12 protein-coding genes and 1 pseudogene are annotated in these 16,912 nt (G+C 54.3%); 5 read left to right on the top strand and 8 right to left on the bottom strand.

The window, feature by feature from the left end:
• The first annotated feature begins 683 nt into the window (after positions 1-683).
• The 4 genes from G5574_RS00245 to G5574_RS00260 all read left to right on the top strand — a co-directional run bounded on the left by G5574_RS00245 (position 684) and on the right by G5574_RS00260 (position 8,378).
• Positions 684-1,817, top strand: coding sequence for a glutathione-independent formaldehyde dehydrogenase (locus tag G5574_RS00245; protein WP_033741031.1), 1,134 nt, complete (start codon positions 684-686; stop codon positions 1,815-1,817).
• A 715-nt stretch (positions 1,818-2,532) separates the two neighbouring features.
• Positions 2,533-5,499, top strand: a complete 2,967-nt coding sequence (gene fdhF, locus G5574_RS00250; RefSeq protein WP_164481841.1) for a formate dehydrogenase subunit alpha — start codon at positions 2,533-2,535, stop codon at positions 5,497-5,499.
• Positions 5,499-5,981 carry a helical membrane plugin domain-containing protein gene (locus G5574_RS00255; protein WP_039340755.1) on the top strand — a complete coding sequence of 161 codons (483 nt, stop codon included), beginning with the start codon at positions 5,499-5,501 and terminating at the stop codon, positions 5,979-5,981. The genes fdhF and G5574_RS00255 overlap by 1 nt, the downstream gene beginning before the upstream one ends.
• An 813-nt stretch (positions 5,982-6,794) precedes the next feature.
• Complete coding sequence (locus tag G5574_RS00260) at positions 6,795-8,378, top strand: APC family permease (RefSeq protein ID WP_164481842.1); 1,584 nt, start codon at positions 6,795-6,797, stop codon at positions 8,376-8,378.
• A gap of 219 nt (positions 8,379-8,597) precedes the next feature.
• Here the strand turns inward: G5574_RS00260 and G5574_RS00265 are convergent, their stop codons facing one another.
• From G5574_RS00265 to ycgZ, 6 genes are all read right to left on the bottom strand, one after another.
• Positions 8,598-8,846: a DUF2543 family protein gene (locus tag G5574_RS00265; protein ID WP_006119678.1), complete on the bottom strand. Its 249-nt coding sequence runs from the start codon at positions 8,844-8,846 to the stop codon at positions 8,598-8,600.
• Positions 8,847-8,953: 107 nt separating this feature from the next.
• A complete protein-coding gene (locus G5574_RS00270; protein ID WP_164481843.1) occupies positions 8,954-9,646 on the bottom strand; it encodes a haloacid dehalogenase type II in 693 nt (230 codons plus the stop codon).
• Between the two features lie 160 nt (positions 9,647-9,806).
• Positions 9,807-11,285: a SulP family inorganic anion transporter gene (locus G5574_RS00275; RefSeq protein ID WP_058708732.1), complete on the bottom strand. Its 1,479-nt coding sequence runs from the start codon at positions 11,283-11,285 to the stop codon at positions 9,807-9,809.
• A 641-nt stretch (positions 11,286-11,926) separates the two neighbouring features.
• Positions 11,927-12,187, bottom strand: a complete 261-nt coding sequence (locus tag G5574_RS00280; protein WP_006119675.1) for a hypothetical protein — start codon at positions 12,185-12,187, stop codon at positions 11,927-11,929.
• Between the two features lie 816 nt (positions 12,188-13,003).
• Complete coding sequence (locus tag G5574_RS00285; RefSeq protein ID WP_033741039.1) at positions 13,004-13,279, bottom strand: hypothetical protein; 276 nt, start codon at positions 13,277-13,279, stop codon at positions 13,004-13,006.
• A gap of 90 nt (positions 13,280-13,369) precedes the next feature.
• Positions 13,370-13,603: a regulatory protein YcgZ gene (ycgZ, locus tag G5574_RS00290; protein ID WP_006119672.1), complete on the bottom strand. Its 234-nt coding sequence runs from the start codon at positions 13,601-13,603 to the stop codon at positions 13,370-13,372.
• A gap of 499 nt (positions 13,604-14,102) precedes the next feature.
• On the opposite strand from ycgZ, the pseudogene G5574_RS00295 reads away from it, so the two are divergent.
• Positions 14,103-14,600: pseudogene (locus G5574_RS00295) on the top strand (glutathione peroxidase).
• Positions 14,601-14,705: 105 nt separating this feature from the next.
• Here the strand turns inward: G5574_RS00295 and G5574_RS00300 are convergent.
• Both G5574_RS00300 and G5574_RS00305 read right to left on the bottom strand, forming a co-directional pair.
• On the bottom strand, positions 14,706-16,130 hold the full coding sequence (locus G5574_RS00300; protein WP_164481844.1) for an alpha,alpha-trehalose-phosphate synthase (UDP-forming): 1,425 nt from the start codon (positions 16,128-16,130) through the stop codon (positions 14,706-14,708).
• 118 nt (positions 16,131-16,248) lie between these two features.
• Positions 16,249-16,800 carry a GNAT family N-acetyltransferase gene (locus G5574_RS00305; RefSeq protein WP_164481845.1) on the bottom strand — a complete coding sequence of 184 codons (552 nt, stop codon included), beginning with the start codon at positions 16,798-16,800 and terminating at the stop codon, positions 16,249-16,251.
• Positions 16,801-16,912: the final 112 nt, after the last annotated feature.

The following is a 16,912-nucleotide window of genomic DNA, read 5'->3' on the forward strand; positions in this document are numbered from 1 at the left end:
CCGGCGGGAACGGGCCACAAGCGCGAATACTGCCATGATAAATTAACACGCAGAAAGGTAATATAAGCCAGGCCGTGATAATCCCCTGCCGGGCATAATGCGCAACCTGTGAAAAATAAACACGATTTTCTGTCAGACAGAAGGAATTCATGTTTTCGGATACCGTCTGTAATTAATCTGTTCAGGTTTACGGCCTTGCTGTGCATTAAATCAGCAGGCGGCTTCGCTTTTCTCCTTTGTAACTTCCGTTCACATAATCACCTTCTCAGATAAGTCATTGTAAAAAAAGTCTAAGTTATTTTTATTTGAATTAATTTTCACGATGAGCAGCAATTTTATTTATCTCAGTTACGCTTTTAAGACTGATTTAAAAAGAACATGAAGGCAAATCTTAACCACGAAGGAGAAATGTATCGCAGGTCATTCCAGAGGGAATCTGTCATTATTCCGCCGTAGTTAAATTTGTCGGAAATATCCGAAAATATTGCGCAACCCTAATTATTTTAAAAACAGGGCAGGCAATCACGCTTTTTAGTCACGCGTATTTTAAGCGAACGGCCTCTTTCCACAGCGAACGCACGATTAGCGTCAGGCTGATTAACCAGCCCAGAAAATCCGATGCCGCTCGCCGTCCCGGTCAGGGCCGGTGGGCGCCAAATCATCCATGACCCGAGGGGAAAAATATGAAAGCAGTCGTTTATAACGGACCATACGATGTGTCAGTAAAAGACGTGCCCGATGCCAAAATTGAGCGTCCCACGGATGTTCTGGTTCGTATCACCACCACCAATATTTGCGGATCTGATCTTCATATGTACGAAGGGCGTACCAGCTTCGAACAGGGCCGTATCCTGGGCCATGAAAATCTGGGGCAGGTGGTAGAGATCGGCAGCGGTGTGGAGCGCGTGAAAGTCGGAGATTATGTCTGCCTGCCTTTCAACGTCGGCTGCGGATTCTGCGAAAACTGTGAAAAAGGGCTGACAGGCTTCTGCCTGACGACCAATCCAGGCACGGCAGGGGCGGCGTACGGCTTTGCCGAAATGGGGCCCTGGTCTGGTGGGCAGGCAGAATTATTGCGCGTACCCTTTGCCGATTTTAACTGCCTGGTGCTGCCACCCGATGCGGTTGAAAAGGAAGACGATTACGTCATGCTGTCTGATATTTTTCCCACCGGCTGGCATGCCACTGAACTGGCGGGGCTCAAACCCGGTGAAAGTGTGGCTATCTATGGCGCTGGGCCGGTAGGACTGATGGCGGCGCATTCGGCGATTATCAAGGGTGCCTCCGAAGTGTACGTTGTGGACACGCATGCCGACAGGCTGGCGCTGGCTGAAAAACTCGGTGCCATTGCCATTAATGCCACCGGGGCCGATGCGGTAAATAAAATTCTCGACCTGACGGATGGCCGGGGCACCGATTGTGGCTGCGAATGTGTGGGATATCAGTGCTGTAACAAACATGGGGTTGAAGATAACGCCGACACCATGAACAGCCTGGTGGCCTCCACCAAAGCGACGGGCGGCATTGGCGTGGTGGGCGTGTTTGTGCCACAGGATCCCGGTGCTGCCACCGATCTGGCGAAAGAAGGTAAAATGCCTTTCGACTTCGGCAGCTTCTGGTTTAAAGGCCAGTCTGTCCGCACTGGTCAGGCAAACGTCAAAGCCTATAACCGCCAGCTGGCGCGTCTGATCGCGCAGGACAAAGCGAAGCCGGGACAAATCATTTCCCACCGGCTGCAGCTGACAGAAGCCGCAGAGGGCTATAAACATTTTGACAACCGCGACAGCGGGTGGACAAAAGTGATTTTAAAACCCTGAATAATTCGCAGTTAACCGGGCCGCCGCAGTCTGGGATCTCGTCTGAGTACCGGGGACCGGACTGTTGGCGGTTAAAGACGGCCCCTGTGGTTAGCTGACTGACCGATGACGTTTTATCTCAACAGCATGGGTGGCAAAGGACGAGGCCGCCTCGCCTTCACCGTGCCAGCGTAAGTCACAGCCCATACCTGCTGTGGAAAGGTCTGGTACAGGGCGGCGTTTATAACACGAGAGAAACGTGAATATAATCGTTTGGCATCCGAAAGTGTGCACCGAAAAAACGCGGGTCTGTTATATAAGAACGCTACGTCATTTTACTGGCTTTATTTTAGCGAAAAAAAACCGCCGGCGCGGCGGTTAAGTGAAACAGTGAAATTCGGTTTGGGGGAAACCTGTCGCTAAGTTAATTTCACAAAATATTTTTTCGCAAGCGTAAGCGGCAACCAAAAACTATTAGGAAGGGAGCAAAAAAAAGAATTTAAGAGTTTTCCTGGTGGCTGGCTGCCTGTTTCATATTCCGTTGGTATAAGAATCCTGTTTCCGATATTGCGCTTACACTTTGTTACCCCTTTTCCCTCAAATTCTCCTGCCGTCTCGCCTGATTTATCGACTGTGCACAACTAGTTTTAACAGGAAATAAAAATTACCTGGCCTTTATACAGGCAGAAAGCCGATGACCGCGTATCCCATCCGCGAAAAGAAAAAAGGTAAAATCATGGAAACATGCACCATTGTCTACAACGGGGAACGGCTGTCAGGTCAGGCAGGTTTGCCCCTGATTGATTTTCTCGAACTGCACGGCAAAAAACTGCCGCATGTCTGTTATCACCCCGCTCTGAAGCCACTGGAAACCTGTGATGTCTGTTGGGTAGAGCATGCGGGCAAACTGGTGCGGGGATGTACGTTAGAAACCGCACACGACATGGTGGTGAGCAGTGTAGATCCGCAGGCGCAGGCGGCGCAGGAAGAGGGCATGGACCGCGTTTTAGCGCGCCATGAACTTTACTGTACGGTATGCGAACACAATACCGGCGACTGCACCTTACACAACGCGGTCAGCGATATGGCGATACCGATCCAGTATTATCCCTATGAACGTAAGCCTGCGGAAAAAGACCATACCAACCCCTTTTATACTTACGATCCTGACCAGTGTATCCTCTGTGGTCGCTGTGTAGAAGCATGCCAGAACGTCGAGGTAAACGAAACGCTGTCTATCGATTACACCGCCGATCATCCCCGCGTATTGTGGGACGGTGGCGAGCGCATAGCCGGATCAAGCTGTGTGAGCTGCGGCCATTGCGTTACCGTTTGCCCCTGCAATGCGCTGCTGGAAAAAACGATGCAGCCCAATGCCGGTCCCTTCACCAATATGCCGGAAACCGTGAAACGTCCGCTGATTGACGTGGTTAAAAAACTGGAAAACAGCATCGGCGCGGGACCCGTTACCGGTGTTTCACTGATCGATATGGCGATGCGCCAGTCTGAAATTAAAAAAACGAAAACGGTCTGCACTTATTGTGGCGTAGGCTGCAGTTTTGAAATGTGGACGCGTGATCGCCACATCCTAAAAGTGCAGCCGGTTGCAGATGCACCCGCAAACGGCATTTCAACCTGTGTAAAAGGCAAGTTTGGCTGGGATTTTGTGAATGATCCGCACCGCCTGACCACCCCGCTTATCCGTGAGCAGGGGCGCTTTCGTCCCGCCAGCTGGGATGAAGCGCTGGCGGTTATCGTCCAGCGCCTGACGCAGATTCATCGACAGTCGGGCGGCAACAGCATCGGCTTTATCGGTTCCAGTAAAGCCAGTAATGAAGAAGCCTATCTGACACAAAAAATCGCCCGTTTAATCTTTGGCACCAACAATGTCGATAACTCCTCCCGCTATTGTCAAAACCCTGCCACCCAGGGATTGTTCCGGACCGTCGGCCATGGGGGCGACGCGGGAACCATCAAGGATATGCAGCAGGCGTCGCTGATCATTATCGTCGGCAGCAACATTGCAGAAAATCACCCGGTCATTGCCTCCCATATCAAACAGTCCCATAAACATCACGGGCAGCAGCTTCTCGTTGTGGATCCCCGTCGCCATGAAATGGCTGAGCGCGCGGATCTGTACCTGCGGATTAAGCCGGGTTATGACATGGTGTGGGCATCGGCGATGGCGCGTTACATGTTCGATCACGGCTATGCCGATGAGGCCTTTCTTGCCGAAAAGGTCAATAACGTCGCCGAGTTTCGGGCGTCGCTGGCGCCTTTCACGCTCGACTATGCCAGTCAGTTAACCGGTCTGAGCGTGCAGGAACTGACGAACGCGGCAGAAATGATAGGCCAGGCCAAAAGCGCCTGTCTGTTGTGGGCGATGGGCATTACGCAGCACAGTCACGGTTCGGATACCAGCACCGCACTCTCGAATCTGCTGCTGGTGACCGGCAACTATGGTAAGCCAGGCACCGGCGGGTATCCCATGCGCGGCCACAATAATGTGCAGGGGGCCAGTGATTTTGGCTGCCTGAGTAATGTCTATCCCGGCTATGAAAGCGTCACGGATCCGGCCGTGCGGCAAAAATGGGCGGCGGCCTGGGGCGTCGATCCGGAAGCGCTTTCGGCGGAAGTGGGCGCAGATAATTACCGGATGATCGAGCAGGCGCATCAGGGCACGCTGAAAGCGATGTACATCATTGGTGAAGAAACGGCATTTGCGGATGCGCATTCCACAAAAGTCCATGAGGCGTTCAGTCGGCTCGATTTTATGGTGGTGCAGGATATCTTTATGAGCCGGACGGCAGAATTTGCGGATGTCGTGTTGCCTGCCTGCCCGAGCGTCGAAAAAGAGGGGACGTTTGTGAACACCGAACGGCGTATTCAGCGCTTTTACGAGGTGCTACCGCCCTTAGGCGACAGTCGTCCCGACTGGCGGATACTGACCGAACTCGCCAGCCGCTTGGGCCATCCCTGGTATTATCAGCATCCCGCCGACATTATGGCGGAAGCGGCGCGCATCGCCGGTATCTTTGCCGGCGTCAGCTATGACCGGCTGGCGGGCTGGCAGTCACAGCTCTGGCCTGTCAGCGCCGACGGCAGTAGCACGCCGTTGCTCTATACCGACGGTTTTCACTTCCCCGATGGCAAAGCGCGGCTCTATCCGTTGCAGTGGGAAGCGCCTGCCGAGGAGAGCGATGCCCATTATGATCTGCTGCTTAACAACGGCCGCATGCTGGAGCATTTTCAGGCCACCAACCAGACGGGGGCGGGGGGACGAATCACCTCGCTGTCGCCTCACTGGTACGTTGAAATCAGCCCCGCACTGGCGCAGGAGCGTCACTTGCAGGAAGGCGACTGGGTCAGACTGACGTCACGGCGCGGTGCGCTTGAGGTGCCGGTGATCATTACTGAACGCGTGGCAGGTAATATCCTTTTTATCCCGATACATCATGGTAAGCCGGGCGTAAACGGACTCACGGGGGATCATCACGATCCTGACGTGCAGACGCCAGCCTATAAAGAAATTGCCATTCGCCTGGAGAAGCTGGCGCGTCCTCCTCACGCTTCACCGCTGCCGTCGCACAATTTTCGCCATGGGCACCGCACGCCGCGCGATCATCTGCCCGTTGAGGATAAATGGCGTCAGCCAGGTTATACGCTGCCGCCTGAACACACCGCCCATCCGGAGAAGTTTTAATGGCTGAACCGCTAAAGTATGACGTGCCGCCCACGCGCACCGAGCCCACAGCAAACGAAGCCCTTGCCACGCTGCTGGAAAGCCTTCATCAACATGGCTTCCTGCGTCTGGCTACAGATATCGTCAATGCCAATACCCAGATTGCCGGTGTGCTGGTTGACGGCCTGAACCAGCCTGGAGCGCTTAATGCCATGCAGAATCTGTCCCTGGTCTTTAAGGCGCTGGCAACGATTCCCCCCGAAGAGTTCAATCCTGTGCTGTTGGGGATCGTTAATGCCGCAAAAGCGATGCGGGGGGCCGGACTGGCCGGGGAAGACAAAAGCGCACCCGGCATCCGCGGCATCATCCGATTACTGAAAGATGAAGAGTTATGGCGCGGGATTAAACCGGCTCTGGCAGGCGTCCGCGCGTTTGGACGTGAGATGAAACAGCCGTCTGAAAAACCGATCAGCCGGTATAGTGGGAAGCCTACCCAAAGTTGAGTATCGGGTAACGGTGGCTTTCCCGGGAGCCTGTTGTGCCGGTAATCCAGCCCGGACGGGCTGGATTACCGGATCCGTTCAGGACGCTGGCAACAGGCGCAAAATGTGCCCGTTTAATAAAGATGATTCACTGACATCCGCTGTTTAAATAAGGGCACCGCACTGCGCCATTTTCTCACTTATTCTCCCTTCATGTTGCGGACAGGGTATTAACACACCATCAGCGGGCCAGATAAAAAAGTTCCGTGCCGCCTGACCAATCTGTTTTTATTCCCGGCAGGCCAGAACACATCTTTACGTGTTGGCCTGGTGCAAAAAAACGCCGTCTGTGACTGCCCGCTCTTATTGATCGTATTAATGAGGATGAGGAAAGCCTGTTTTTGCGTCCGGCGTTCCCGCATCGGATGGCCCGGCAAAATGCGAACGGCGGGCGTACAAAGCCTGACTAAGGCAGGGCAGAAGGTAGCGCGTCAGTTTCTCAGGGGGCTGTTTCACCGGCTTTCAGGCTCAGAGGCGTCCAAAACTGTGTCATGACTTTTTTACCGGTGACGGAATGTTTCAATTACCTTCACAATATATTTTTCGGATCATTGCAGTGCGCCTTGCACCGTGATCTCCTGCTTAATTTTGCCCTGATTGTCGACAGATCTGTTTATTTCCGTAGAAAGCATCGCCTGAAACCCTTTATCGCCTGCTTATGTGAACCAGAATGTTTCTTACATAAACCATCACGACAGTAAAATAGTGCTGGCACACAATATGCTTTATTCCCACGCACAACATCTAATAATCAAAATCATACAGGGGCATATTATGGCGTCCACGGGACTTAAAAAGAAATTAGGATTGGTCGATCTGTCGTTACTGGGCATCGGCTCCATGATCGGGTCGGGCTGGCTGTATGCCGCCCTTAACAGCTCCGGTTATGCAGGCAGCCATACCGGCTGGGCCTGGGTGCTGGGTGCGGTGATTGTGCTGATGATTGGCCTGGTTTACGCCGAGCTCTCCTCGGCGTTGCCGCGCGCAGGCGGTTTTGTGCGCTATCCCAACTATTCGCACGGCAATATCGTCGGCTTTGTCATTGGTGTCAGTTCTCTGCTGGCGTATACCAGCACCGCCGGAGTGGAAGTGGAGGCCGTTCGTCAGTACGCGATTTACTGGTGGCCTGCCCTGGGGCATACGGACGGCAGCCCAACGGGATTAGGGTTTGTGGTGCAGATTGGGCTGCTGGTGGTATTTTTCCTGCTTAACTACTGGAGCGTGAGTTTTTTTGGTCGTGTGAATACCATTGTTACCACCTTCAAATTCATCGTGCCGGTACTGACCATCATTACGCTCCTGCTTTACTTTCATGCGCCGAATCTTGACGTTCCGCCAGCACCGCCGGGCGGGGCGCATGGTGTTTTTAGCTCGCTGACGGGGGCAGGGATTGTCTTCGCCTACCTTGGTTTTCGCCAGGCCGTGGATTTTGCGAGTGAAGCTAAAAACCCACAGCGCAACGTACCGCTGGCGATTGGTATTGCCATTGCCGTCAGCTTCGTGATTTACCTGGCCCTGCAGTATGCCTTTATGGGCGCGGTGCCGGCCGATTTACTGTCACAACATGGCTGGGCCGGGCTGAAGCAGGTGTTCCAGTCGCCCTATGCCGATTTAGCGCGCAGCCTGGGACTGACCTGGCTGATTAACCTGATTCTTATCGACGCCGTGATTTCTCCGGCCGGAACCGGCAACATCTATCTGGCGGGGGCTGCGCGCGTGCTGTTTGCCTGGGCGCGTAACGGTCATCTGTTTAAAGTGTTTGGTGAAGTGGATGCAAAATCGGGCGTACCACGCGGCGCATTGTGGTTATCGCTGCTGCTGGCCATCGCCTGGACGCTGCCTTCTGAGTTTCAGGTCTGGGGCGGATTAATCGGTGCGGTCACCTCGGCCACCGTCTTTACCTATATGCCGGGCCCGATCACGCTGGGCGCATTTCGTCGTCACCTGCCGGACATGCAGCGCCCGTTTCGCCTGCCGATAGCCGGGCTGCTCAGTCCGCTGGCGTTTGTAGCCAGTACGCTCCTGATTTACTGGAGCGGCTGGTCGGTCAATGAGATTCTTATCCCGATCCTGATTATTGCCTGGGTCGCTTACGCCGTCTTTGGTAAGAAGAACAGCGACTTCAGTCAGGATCTGCGTTGCGCCTGGTGGCTGCTGGCTTACTACATTGTGGTGATGGTGATTTCCATGCTCGGTACCTACGGCGGGAGCGGCGTGATTAGCACGCCATTCGACATGATCCTTATCATTGTCGCATCCCTGGTCTGCTACTTTTGGGGCGTGAGCGCCAGCCTGGCGAAACCTAATATTACCAATGAGGAGGAGGAGTCGGTATCCTTCGGCAAACACGCGTCCTAGCGTTTATCGTCTGCGCCTGTGCCCGGCACAGGTGCAGTTTTTCATGACGGCGCTCCGTGTGACATTCACTTTCTTGACCGCCCACATCAGGCATTGTGCCGTTCCTCTTGCTCCTGCTGAGTGTGAAAAATCCTTTTTTTGAGTCCATATATTAAAAGAAACAGAAAGCGGACAGGCAGCCCATAAAACTGATGCACGTCCGTGCATCAGTTATCGACATTAGTCCTCATTGCCCCATTGATTCAGAAAGGTGGCGATCTCGTCAATACGCGCCGCATCAATGCCTGCCTCGGCGGCCATCTCCTGCTGCGCGTCTTCGCTGATCGCTTCGTTATTCATCAGCCGGGTAATCAGTAACTGGAAGTAGTGCGCCAGCGCATCATGTTCTGACTCGCTGACCGGCGTTGCTGTTTCTGCCGCGTATTCTTCAGCAATGTCATAATACTTGAGTGGAACATCAGGGGTCATATCAGGTCCTCAGGGAAAGTGCTTACTGCTTTCAGGCGGCGATCATAGCAGGGTTGCGTGGGTTTTTCTGCCCTGCGGGCTGTCGTTACCGCGGGGCAGGTTCTGTTTCACCGGTGAGTGAACACAGCGGCAAGCGCGCCAATATCCCTGACGATCACATCGGGTTCAGGCGCCAACGGGAAAGGCGTTTGTCCCGGCCGCGCGATAAAGGCGGTTTTCATCCCCGCGCGCTTCGCACCGCCGACATCCCAGCCGTGCGCGGCTACCATCATGCATGATGTGGCTGGCTGTTTCATTTCATCCATTGCCCAGCGATAAACGCGCAAATCCGGCTTATAGACCTGTAATGACTCGACGCTGAGCACCCGGCTGAAAAAAGAGCTTAGCCCCGCCTGACTGAGTTGTTTTTCAGCCAGCGCCTGTGACGAGTTCGTCAACGCCACCAGCGTCAGGCCGTGCGATTTTAATGCGGATAAACCGTCAGCAACGTCAGGAAAAGCCGGCATGGCCGATAAGGCGTCAGCCAGCGAAGTAGCGTCAGGTAAAGGCGTGATCCCATAGCGTTCGGCGGTCATCTGCAGCACGGCTTCTGCGATATCACCAAAGCGGTGCCAGCTGCCTGTGACGGATTCCACCAGCGAGTAATGCAGCAGCGAAGTGAACCAGGCTTCTGCGCGTTCGGGTTTATTGCCCAGACGACGCACCACACAGGCTTTTAACGGCGCGGTATCCAGGAGGGTTTCATTGACATCAAAAAAAAGCGTGTGGGTATCTTTACGGGTGACAGTCGTGTCTGTCATTTGACCTCCGTTAACCGTTGAATATAAACAGACGGTACAGTAACGCCCATCTGGTCAGGCTTAAGCGTAGAAGGCCCATCCGAAACACTCAACTGCGGGAAAGCGTGGCGCGTCTGGCCACGCATCCAGTGGCTGGGACCCACAGCCCCAGCCCTGTTTCTCAGTGACCGTTCATCAGTCTTTCAACCTCGTCAGGTTTGTCATGCACGCCGAAGCGGTCAACCAAAGTTTGCGTTGCCGCATTCATTCCCCGCAGCCCGACCTCCGTGCCTTCCCGCCGGAACTTGATCACGATGCGGTCCAGCGCGCTCACTGACGTGATGTCCCAGAAATGTGCATGGGTGACATCAATAATGACGCGTTCCACCTCCTCGCTGACGTCAAAATGGCGGGTGAAGCGATCGGACGAGGCAAAAAAGACCTGGCCCGTCACGGTATAAATACGTGTGTTACCTTGCCGTTCAGAGGACACCGCCATAAAGCGCGCCACTTTAGTGGCAAAGTTCAGCGAGGCAATCAGTACGCCGATCAGCACACCCAGCGCCAGGTTGTGAGTGGCGACCACAACGACGACGGTGGCCAGCATCACCACGCTGGTGGACATGGGATGGGTGCGCAGGTTGGCAATCGACTGCCAGGAGAAGGTTCCTACAGATACCATAATCATCACGGCGACCAGGGCTGCCATCGGGATCTGAGATACCCACTGGCGCAGAAAGACTACCATCAGCAGTAACACCACGCCCGCCGTCAGGGTGGACAACCGTCCCCGGCCGCCTGACTTCACGTTAATCACCGACTGACCAATCATGGCGCAGCCCGCCATACCGCCAATAAAGGCGGTACAGATGTTGGCGATCCCTTGCGCTTTGCACTCGCGGTTTTTATCGCTGCCTGTATCGGTCATGTCATCCACGATGGTGGCGGTCATCATCGACTCCAGCAATCCCACCACAGCCAGGCCTGCGGCGTAAGGCAGGATGATCAGCAGGGTGTGCAGATTCAGCGGAATGTCCGGGATCAGAAACACGGGCAGGCTGTCGGGCAGCCTGCCCATATCGCCGACGGTGCGCACATCCAGATGGAGCCATACAGAGATTGCAGTCAGAACAATAATGCAGACCAGGGGGGAAGGGATGGCTTTGGTGATCCGGGGGAAAAGATAAATGATGCCGAGCCCGGCAGCGGTCAGGGCATAAACCTGCCAGCTCACATGAGTCAGTTCCGGCAACTGGGCCATAAATATCAGGATGGCCAGCGCGTTGACGAAGCCGGTCACCACCGAGCGGGAGACGTAGCGCATCAGACTGCCTAACCTGAGATAGCCTGCCAGCAACTGCAGAAGGCCGGTCAGCACGGAGGTCGCCAGCAGATACTGCAAGCCGTGCTCTTTAACCAGCGTGACCATCAGCAGCGCCATCGCGCCGGTGGCCGACGAAATCATCGCCGGTCGGCCACCGAGAAAGGCCATAACGAAGGGAATACAGAACGCGGAGTAGAGTCCGACCTGGGGATCTACGCCAGCGATAATCGAAAAGGCGATCGCTTCTGGAATAAGGGCGAGCGCGACCACAATACCGGCAAGGACGTCACCCCGGACGTTACCCAGCCAGTCCTTACGCGTCGAGGACAGCAACATGTTGATTTCTCAGCTTTTTAGATGAAAGTAAGCCCATGCGGGCAAAATTTAGTGATGCAAAAGCACATCCGCAGTCGGGATGTTATTGCGTGCGCGATCGGTTAAGCCGGTGCGCCAGGGAAGGGGGAAAACTCAGGGTGGCGTAAGACGCATGATGGTAATTCTCCTTTACGGCCATAAGGGGCTTTCAGGAAGGACATTCCTGCCGGGACGCGATATCCGGGGCAGACGGCGATGCCTGTCAGGGGGCAAAATGGTGCTTTCCTGAGCAGAACAGCGACTCACTATAAACAAAACGACACGCAGGTCAACGTTAAATCGTCCTGCGTATTTCTGACGGGCTGCAAAGTCAACCCGAAAGCGAGTGTCAGGGGAACACAGTGAGGAAAGGGGGCGGCCGTACTCGAAAAGAAAGCGCCACGCGTCGTCAGCCGGCTGTATCCGCGTGTTTGACGCGATCGTTTCGTTTACAGAACGTGTTTTGACCGCATGAGGAGCAAAAGACAACACCGTGGTTATTCGCAACATGCCGTGAAGTGTCGTCCCTGACAGTATCTCCGGCCGGTACACGCTCGCGCGAGACCGATGAGGTTATCTCGTATCGTCGTCTTCCGGCCGGGGCCGGACTACGTCCATTGGCGTTATTTCTTTTCTTCGTTCAGGCCTGCAAGTGTCTGCAGGTAGGGCACTGGCTGCTTTACGAGACCGGGCGTTAAAAATGCTCTTAGCCATGTTCTGGCTTCCAGGATTTTACTCAGGCGATCGTCGCTGCAATTGTCTGTTGCCATGCGTCTCAGTTCATTCATCAGAGAAGTAATGTTTATTTCCCTGTCAGCCAGCGCCAGGTGCAATGCTGCTTCGCCAATAATGACGTGGCCTTTCTCGTCGTCTTGAAGTAACACGGTCAATCCTCCATAAGTACGATTTATGACAACCTCACCACTGACTGTAGTCGTCCCCGCAGATAATGCCTGCTTAAAATATTCAGCACTTACCCTGTTCTGTCCTGATGCACTCAGAAACAGGTACGCGTAACCCAGGCCAGGTCTGTTATTCGTGCGTTAAAGGGAACATAATGGCACTGCGACCGGAAGGGAGAAAATCTTTTTCATTTAAAGTTATTACGGTTAGCGTAATCTCTTCGGGTGTTCAGTTTCATTTGCACTGTCTTAACCTGAAAGCGCAAGAAAGAGCCGAGGTTGGGTGGTGGGGTGAAAAGTGATAAACTGTATGTTTATACACCTGCCGGGAGGACGATTGAAAAACAATGAGCACGATATTTCACAAGAGGTGCTTGCTCTGGTAGGCAGAACCGTCAGCCAGCTCCTGAGACGGGAGGGCACTGTCATGCCTGAAGACCTGACGAGGGCCTTGCAGACGATGAGTGAACATACCGTAGAGGCAAAAACGCGCGCTGACTGCGGTGAACTCATTATCCGGCTTATGAAAAAGATGCATTAATATCCGCTTCACGTCAGGCATCTTCTTATCTGCGTCGCAGTCGGGCCTGTCGCCGTAAGCTACGTGCGTAGAATATCGGGCCTTACTCTCTCTGGTGTCGTTCCGGTCACGGTAATACGATACGTTTTGTCTTACAGAAAGCCTTGCCTGGCAGGGATAGCGCTTCAACGCTGTTTTCGTCCCCAAACAGACAGCCTGCTTGTGTCGTTAATCGTGAATGACTTGCTTTGACAGGCGTGTATGACGCTGAGACACGATCAGTTCCGTGAGGTTTCATCGGCATCTTGTGACAGATGGGCGGCATGATCATCGTCCCTGTCATCAGGAGAGCGACGAGCGGCCATATCGGCTTTAATTTCACTGATGGCCATGCTGACTGCGCGGCTTTTCTCTTCGCTGTCAGAAGAACGCATGATGGCATCAAGATTTTCCAGCACGCTCTTGAATGTGACGCTGCCCTGCTCCTCAAGGGATGCCAGGGCAGCCTCTCCAATGAGTGTGTCACGGAGTTTTTCATCTTTACTGTATGTCATTATTACTCTCTGAATAAGTTTTGCCTGCCCGGCTGTCGTGTATATCAGCCACTGTGCCGCAAAGTCCCTTTCAGAAGGTTCCAGCCAGTATCAGAACAGAAGGCGCAACAGCTCCTGCAGGTGTTCTTCTTCCTGAGGAGAAGAAACATGGCTCATACGTTCAATGAGCGACTTGCAAAGCGCTTTGCGGTTCAGCGTACGACCTGCTCTGAGTATTTCAACCACAACAACGCCCAACGTTTCCTGCTGTGAGGGCAGTGATGCGCGGCTGAAGAAGGATGAAACATCTTTACTTACGCCAGTTACGGGCAGTCTGTGTTGCATAAGTTTCTCCATTGTACAGTTATTATGCTGAGTGTATAGATCTAAGTTATACAACAAATCAGTCATTGTACAGGTTTATTTGGGGTTCTGATTTTTAGAGGCCAAATCATCAGGTTTCAAAGCAACTGATCGCCCAATGACGTTGGGAGAAACGGACAGGATGAGCCAGACAGCCGCTCTGACGGGACAGGCAACAAACGCCTGTAAACATGGGGGCCGGGCCTTTTTTCTTCTTAACGCGACATCGTTCCGCTGTACATCGCTGGTTTAATGACAGGCGTATTTCTCTGTTATGCTTTGGCCACGTCTTTTTAAATACCCTGGCCAGTGTTATCCCTGGCTAAGCGCGAAGAGGGTGTGCCATAAAACGGGTTGGCCGGGTCACATCCTGTTGCCAGCGCCTTCGCCGCCGATCAAAAGTCGGCTTGCCGGGCCCCTGTGTTGTTATGTACGGCGCGCCAGTCCTGGCGGTAAATGTTTTTTCTCTGAGGATTACACTATGACGGCCTTTTATCAACTCAGTGCTACCCGTTTACATGGCGAGCGCATTACGATGGCCGACTACGCTGGCAAGGTGGTGTTGGTGGTGAATACCGCCAGTCATTGTGGCTTCACGCCCCAATATGCAGGCCTGGAAGCGCTTTACAAAAAGTATGTCGATCAGGGGCTGGTGGTACTGGGCTTTCCCTGCAACTAGTTCGGCAGGCAGGAACCCGGTAATGCCGACGATATCGCACAGACCTGCCATATCAACTATGGCGTGAGCTTCCCGATGTTCGAGAAAGTCGAGGTCAACGGCGCCGCAGCGCACCCGGTGTTTCGTTTCCTGAAACAGGCATTGCCAGGTGTGTTGGGTGGGCGGATTAAGTGGAATTTCACTAAGTTTCTGATCGCGCGTGATGGTAAACCGCTCAGACGATTTGCCCCCATCACTTCTCCTGAAAAAATGGAAGCCGCGATTGTTGCCGCGCTGGAAAGCACAGCGGCTGTGATGTGAAGCGTTGATCTGGCGTGCCAGCAAAGGACAGAGACCCGGTCAGGTTGTCTGCCGTGCCGCAACCGGCGCCAGGGGGGCTGACTGGCGCAGCGTTTGCCTGTCACCTCAGTAGCGCACCCGGCTGCTGCTCAGACGCAACGCGGGCGCGGCTGCCATAACCGTGCCCGGAATGACCGGCATGCCGCCCAGCACAGACAGAAATGCCTCTGCCCAGTGATGGCTGTCATGCAGATGTAACCCCTTCATCAGGCGCGCGTGCAGGTGTCGCCGTTCACGCAGCGGCATCAGCAGAGCACTGTGAATGGCATCGGCCATGGCATCCGGATCGTAGGGATTGACGATAAGCGCGCCGTCCATCTGCTCCGCCGCGCCCGCAAACTGTGACAGGATCAACACACCTGGGTTTTCCGGATCCTGCAGGGCCACATACATCTTCGCCATCAGACTCATGCCTGACATCAGGGGCGTGACCAGCGCGACGCGTGAGGCACGATAAATACCCGCCTGCTCCTCACGGCTGTAGGCATGCGTCAGGCAATTCACGGGATACCAGTTCATCATGCCATGCACGCCATTACATTCTCCGCACAGAGTTTCTAACGTGTGCGTGACAGCCGCTGCCCGGTCCGCGTAGCCCGCAGCAGGCGGGGCCAGTTGCAGCAGGGTAATATTTTTTTGATAGACGGCATGTTTGCGCAGTAACACTTCTACCGCGCTGATGCGGTAAGGCAGCCCGGCGCTTTCATCAAGATGACCGCCGCTCAGAACGGTGTTTTCCGGTAAGCTTTCACGACACTGCATTTCCATAAACGCACAGCTGTTGCTGTCACGCAGGCAGCGCACATCGTCCAGATCGATCCCGACAGGAAAGACGCCGAGCTTTACAATCCGCCCCTGCACACGAACGCTGTCTACGCTCAGGCGCTCGGTGCGGAATTCGCTTTCCAGCCAGACGATAAAGTTGTTCAGGTCCTGAACGGTCTGAAAGCCGAGCAGATCACAGCACAGCAGCGACTGCGTGAGCCAGCGCCAGTCGGGAATCGCTTCAAACATCGTGCCTGAGGGAAAGGGCTGGTGCAGGAAAAAGCCCACAGGATTAGTCAGTCCGGCCTCACGAAGGTAATGGGCGCAGCCCAGCAGATGGTAATCCTGTATCCAGATGGTGTCTTCGGGCATAGCGTTATCACAGATGACCCGCGCATAGGCTTCGTTAATCTTTTTGTATTCCCGATAGCCGTCAGCAGAAAAGCGGGCCAAATCCGGACGCTGGTGGAAAACCGGCCACAATCCCTGATGAATATAATGGTGATAACCCTCTTTCACTTCGGCGGAAGACAGAGGAAAGGTCAGCGTTTCGTAAGGGCCTTTCTGCTGAATGCTCAGCGGTCTTGGTGCATCAGAAGGCAGCACCGTCGTCTCACCATCCCAGCTTATCCAGAGTCCGCCGTGGCGGGAAAGCAGACCTTCATAAATTGCAGACAGCGTGGAACGTTGTGAATGATTATGTGATACCAGGATAAAACCTGACATGGTGTTTTCCTTATGGGCGGGCAGGGCATCAGTTGCCGTGCCCGGCGTCCAGCCGTGATCGGGTTGAGGTCGGATGAAAAACTGCAGCAGGCCACACATGGCAAAGCGTCCTGTCCGCTTAATGGTGGTGGGCGCGGTCAGCGCTCAACGAGTCGCTCAGGCCGTAAGGCGCAACCGCCCTGAGATAAAGACCCGGCAGTGAGGCATGGCAAATGAATCCGTTGCGTTCAAGAAAGTCCTGGGCGCTGTCGCTCAGTGCAATAATGCGATGACAGCCACTGGCGCCAGGGTGGGTCAGACAGCAGTGGAGCAGCCAGGATCCCAGCCCGATATAGCGATACTCTGGCGAGATAAACAGGTCCTGTATAACCCAGGTTTCGGCCATATCGGTAACGACCCGCGCAAAACCGATCTGCCGGGTATGACGATAGAGGCCAAAGCAAAGACTGCTGTTCAGCGCCAGCGTCAGCAGACGTGCATCGGGAATAGCCGAACCCAGCCACTGGGCAATCAGCCGCGGATTGAGAATGGCCGGATCGGTGTTGACCTCCATTGTCTCTCTGAACCATTTACGGGGAGAAAGCAGGCGCAGCCGCTGCTGCTCGGCAAGATCCGCAATCACGGCATCACCACAAACCGGCAGGAAAGAGGCCGCATTCACACATTTCATCAACGGTTTCCTTTTACATGGACGCCTCAGCGCCCGGTGCCGTTGATTTAAGCGCCCGGCGTGTAAAAGTGGCGTAAAAAAGATCGGGTGCGGTGTAAAAAGGGTGCAAAGG

Source organism: Pantoea stewartii (genome assembly GCF_011044475.1).
Taxonomy (GTDB): Bacteria; Pseudomonadota; Gammaproteobacteria; order Enterobacterales; family Enterobacteriaceae; genus Pantoea; species Pantoea stewartii.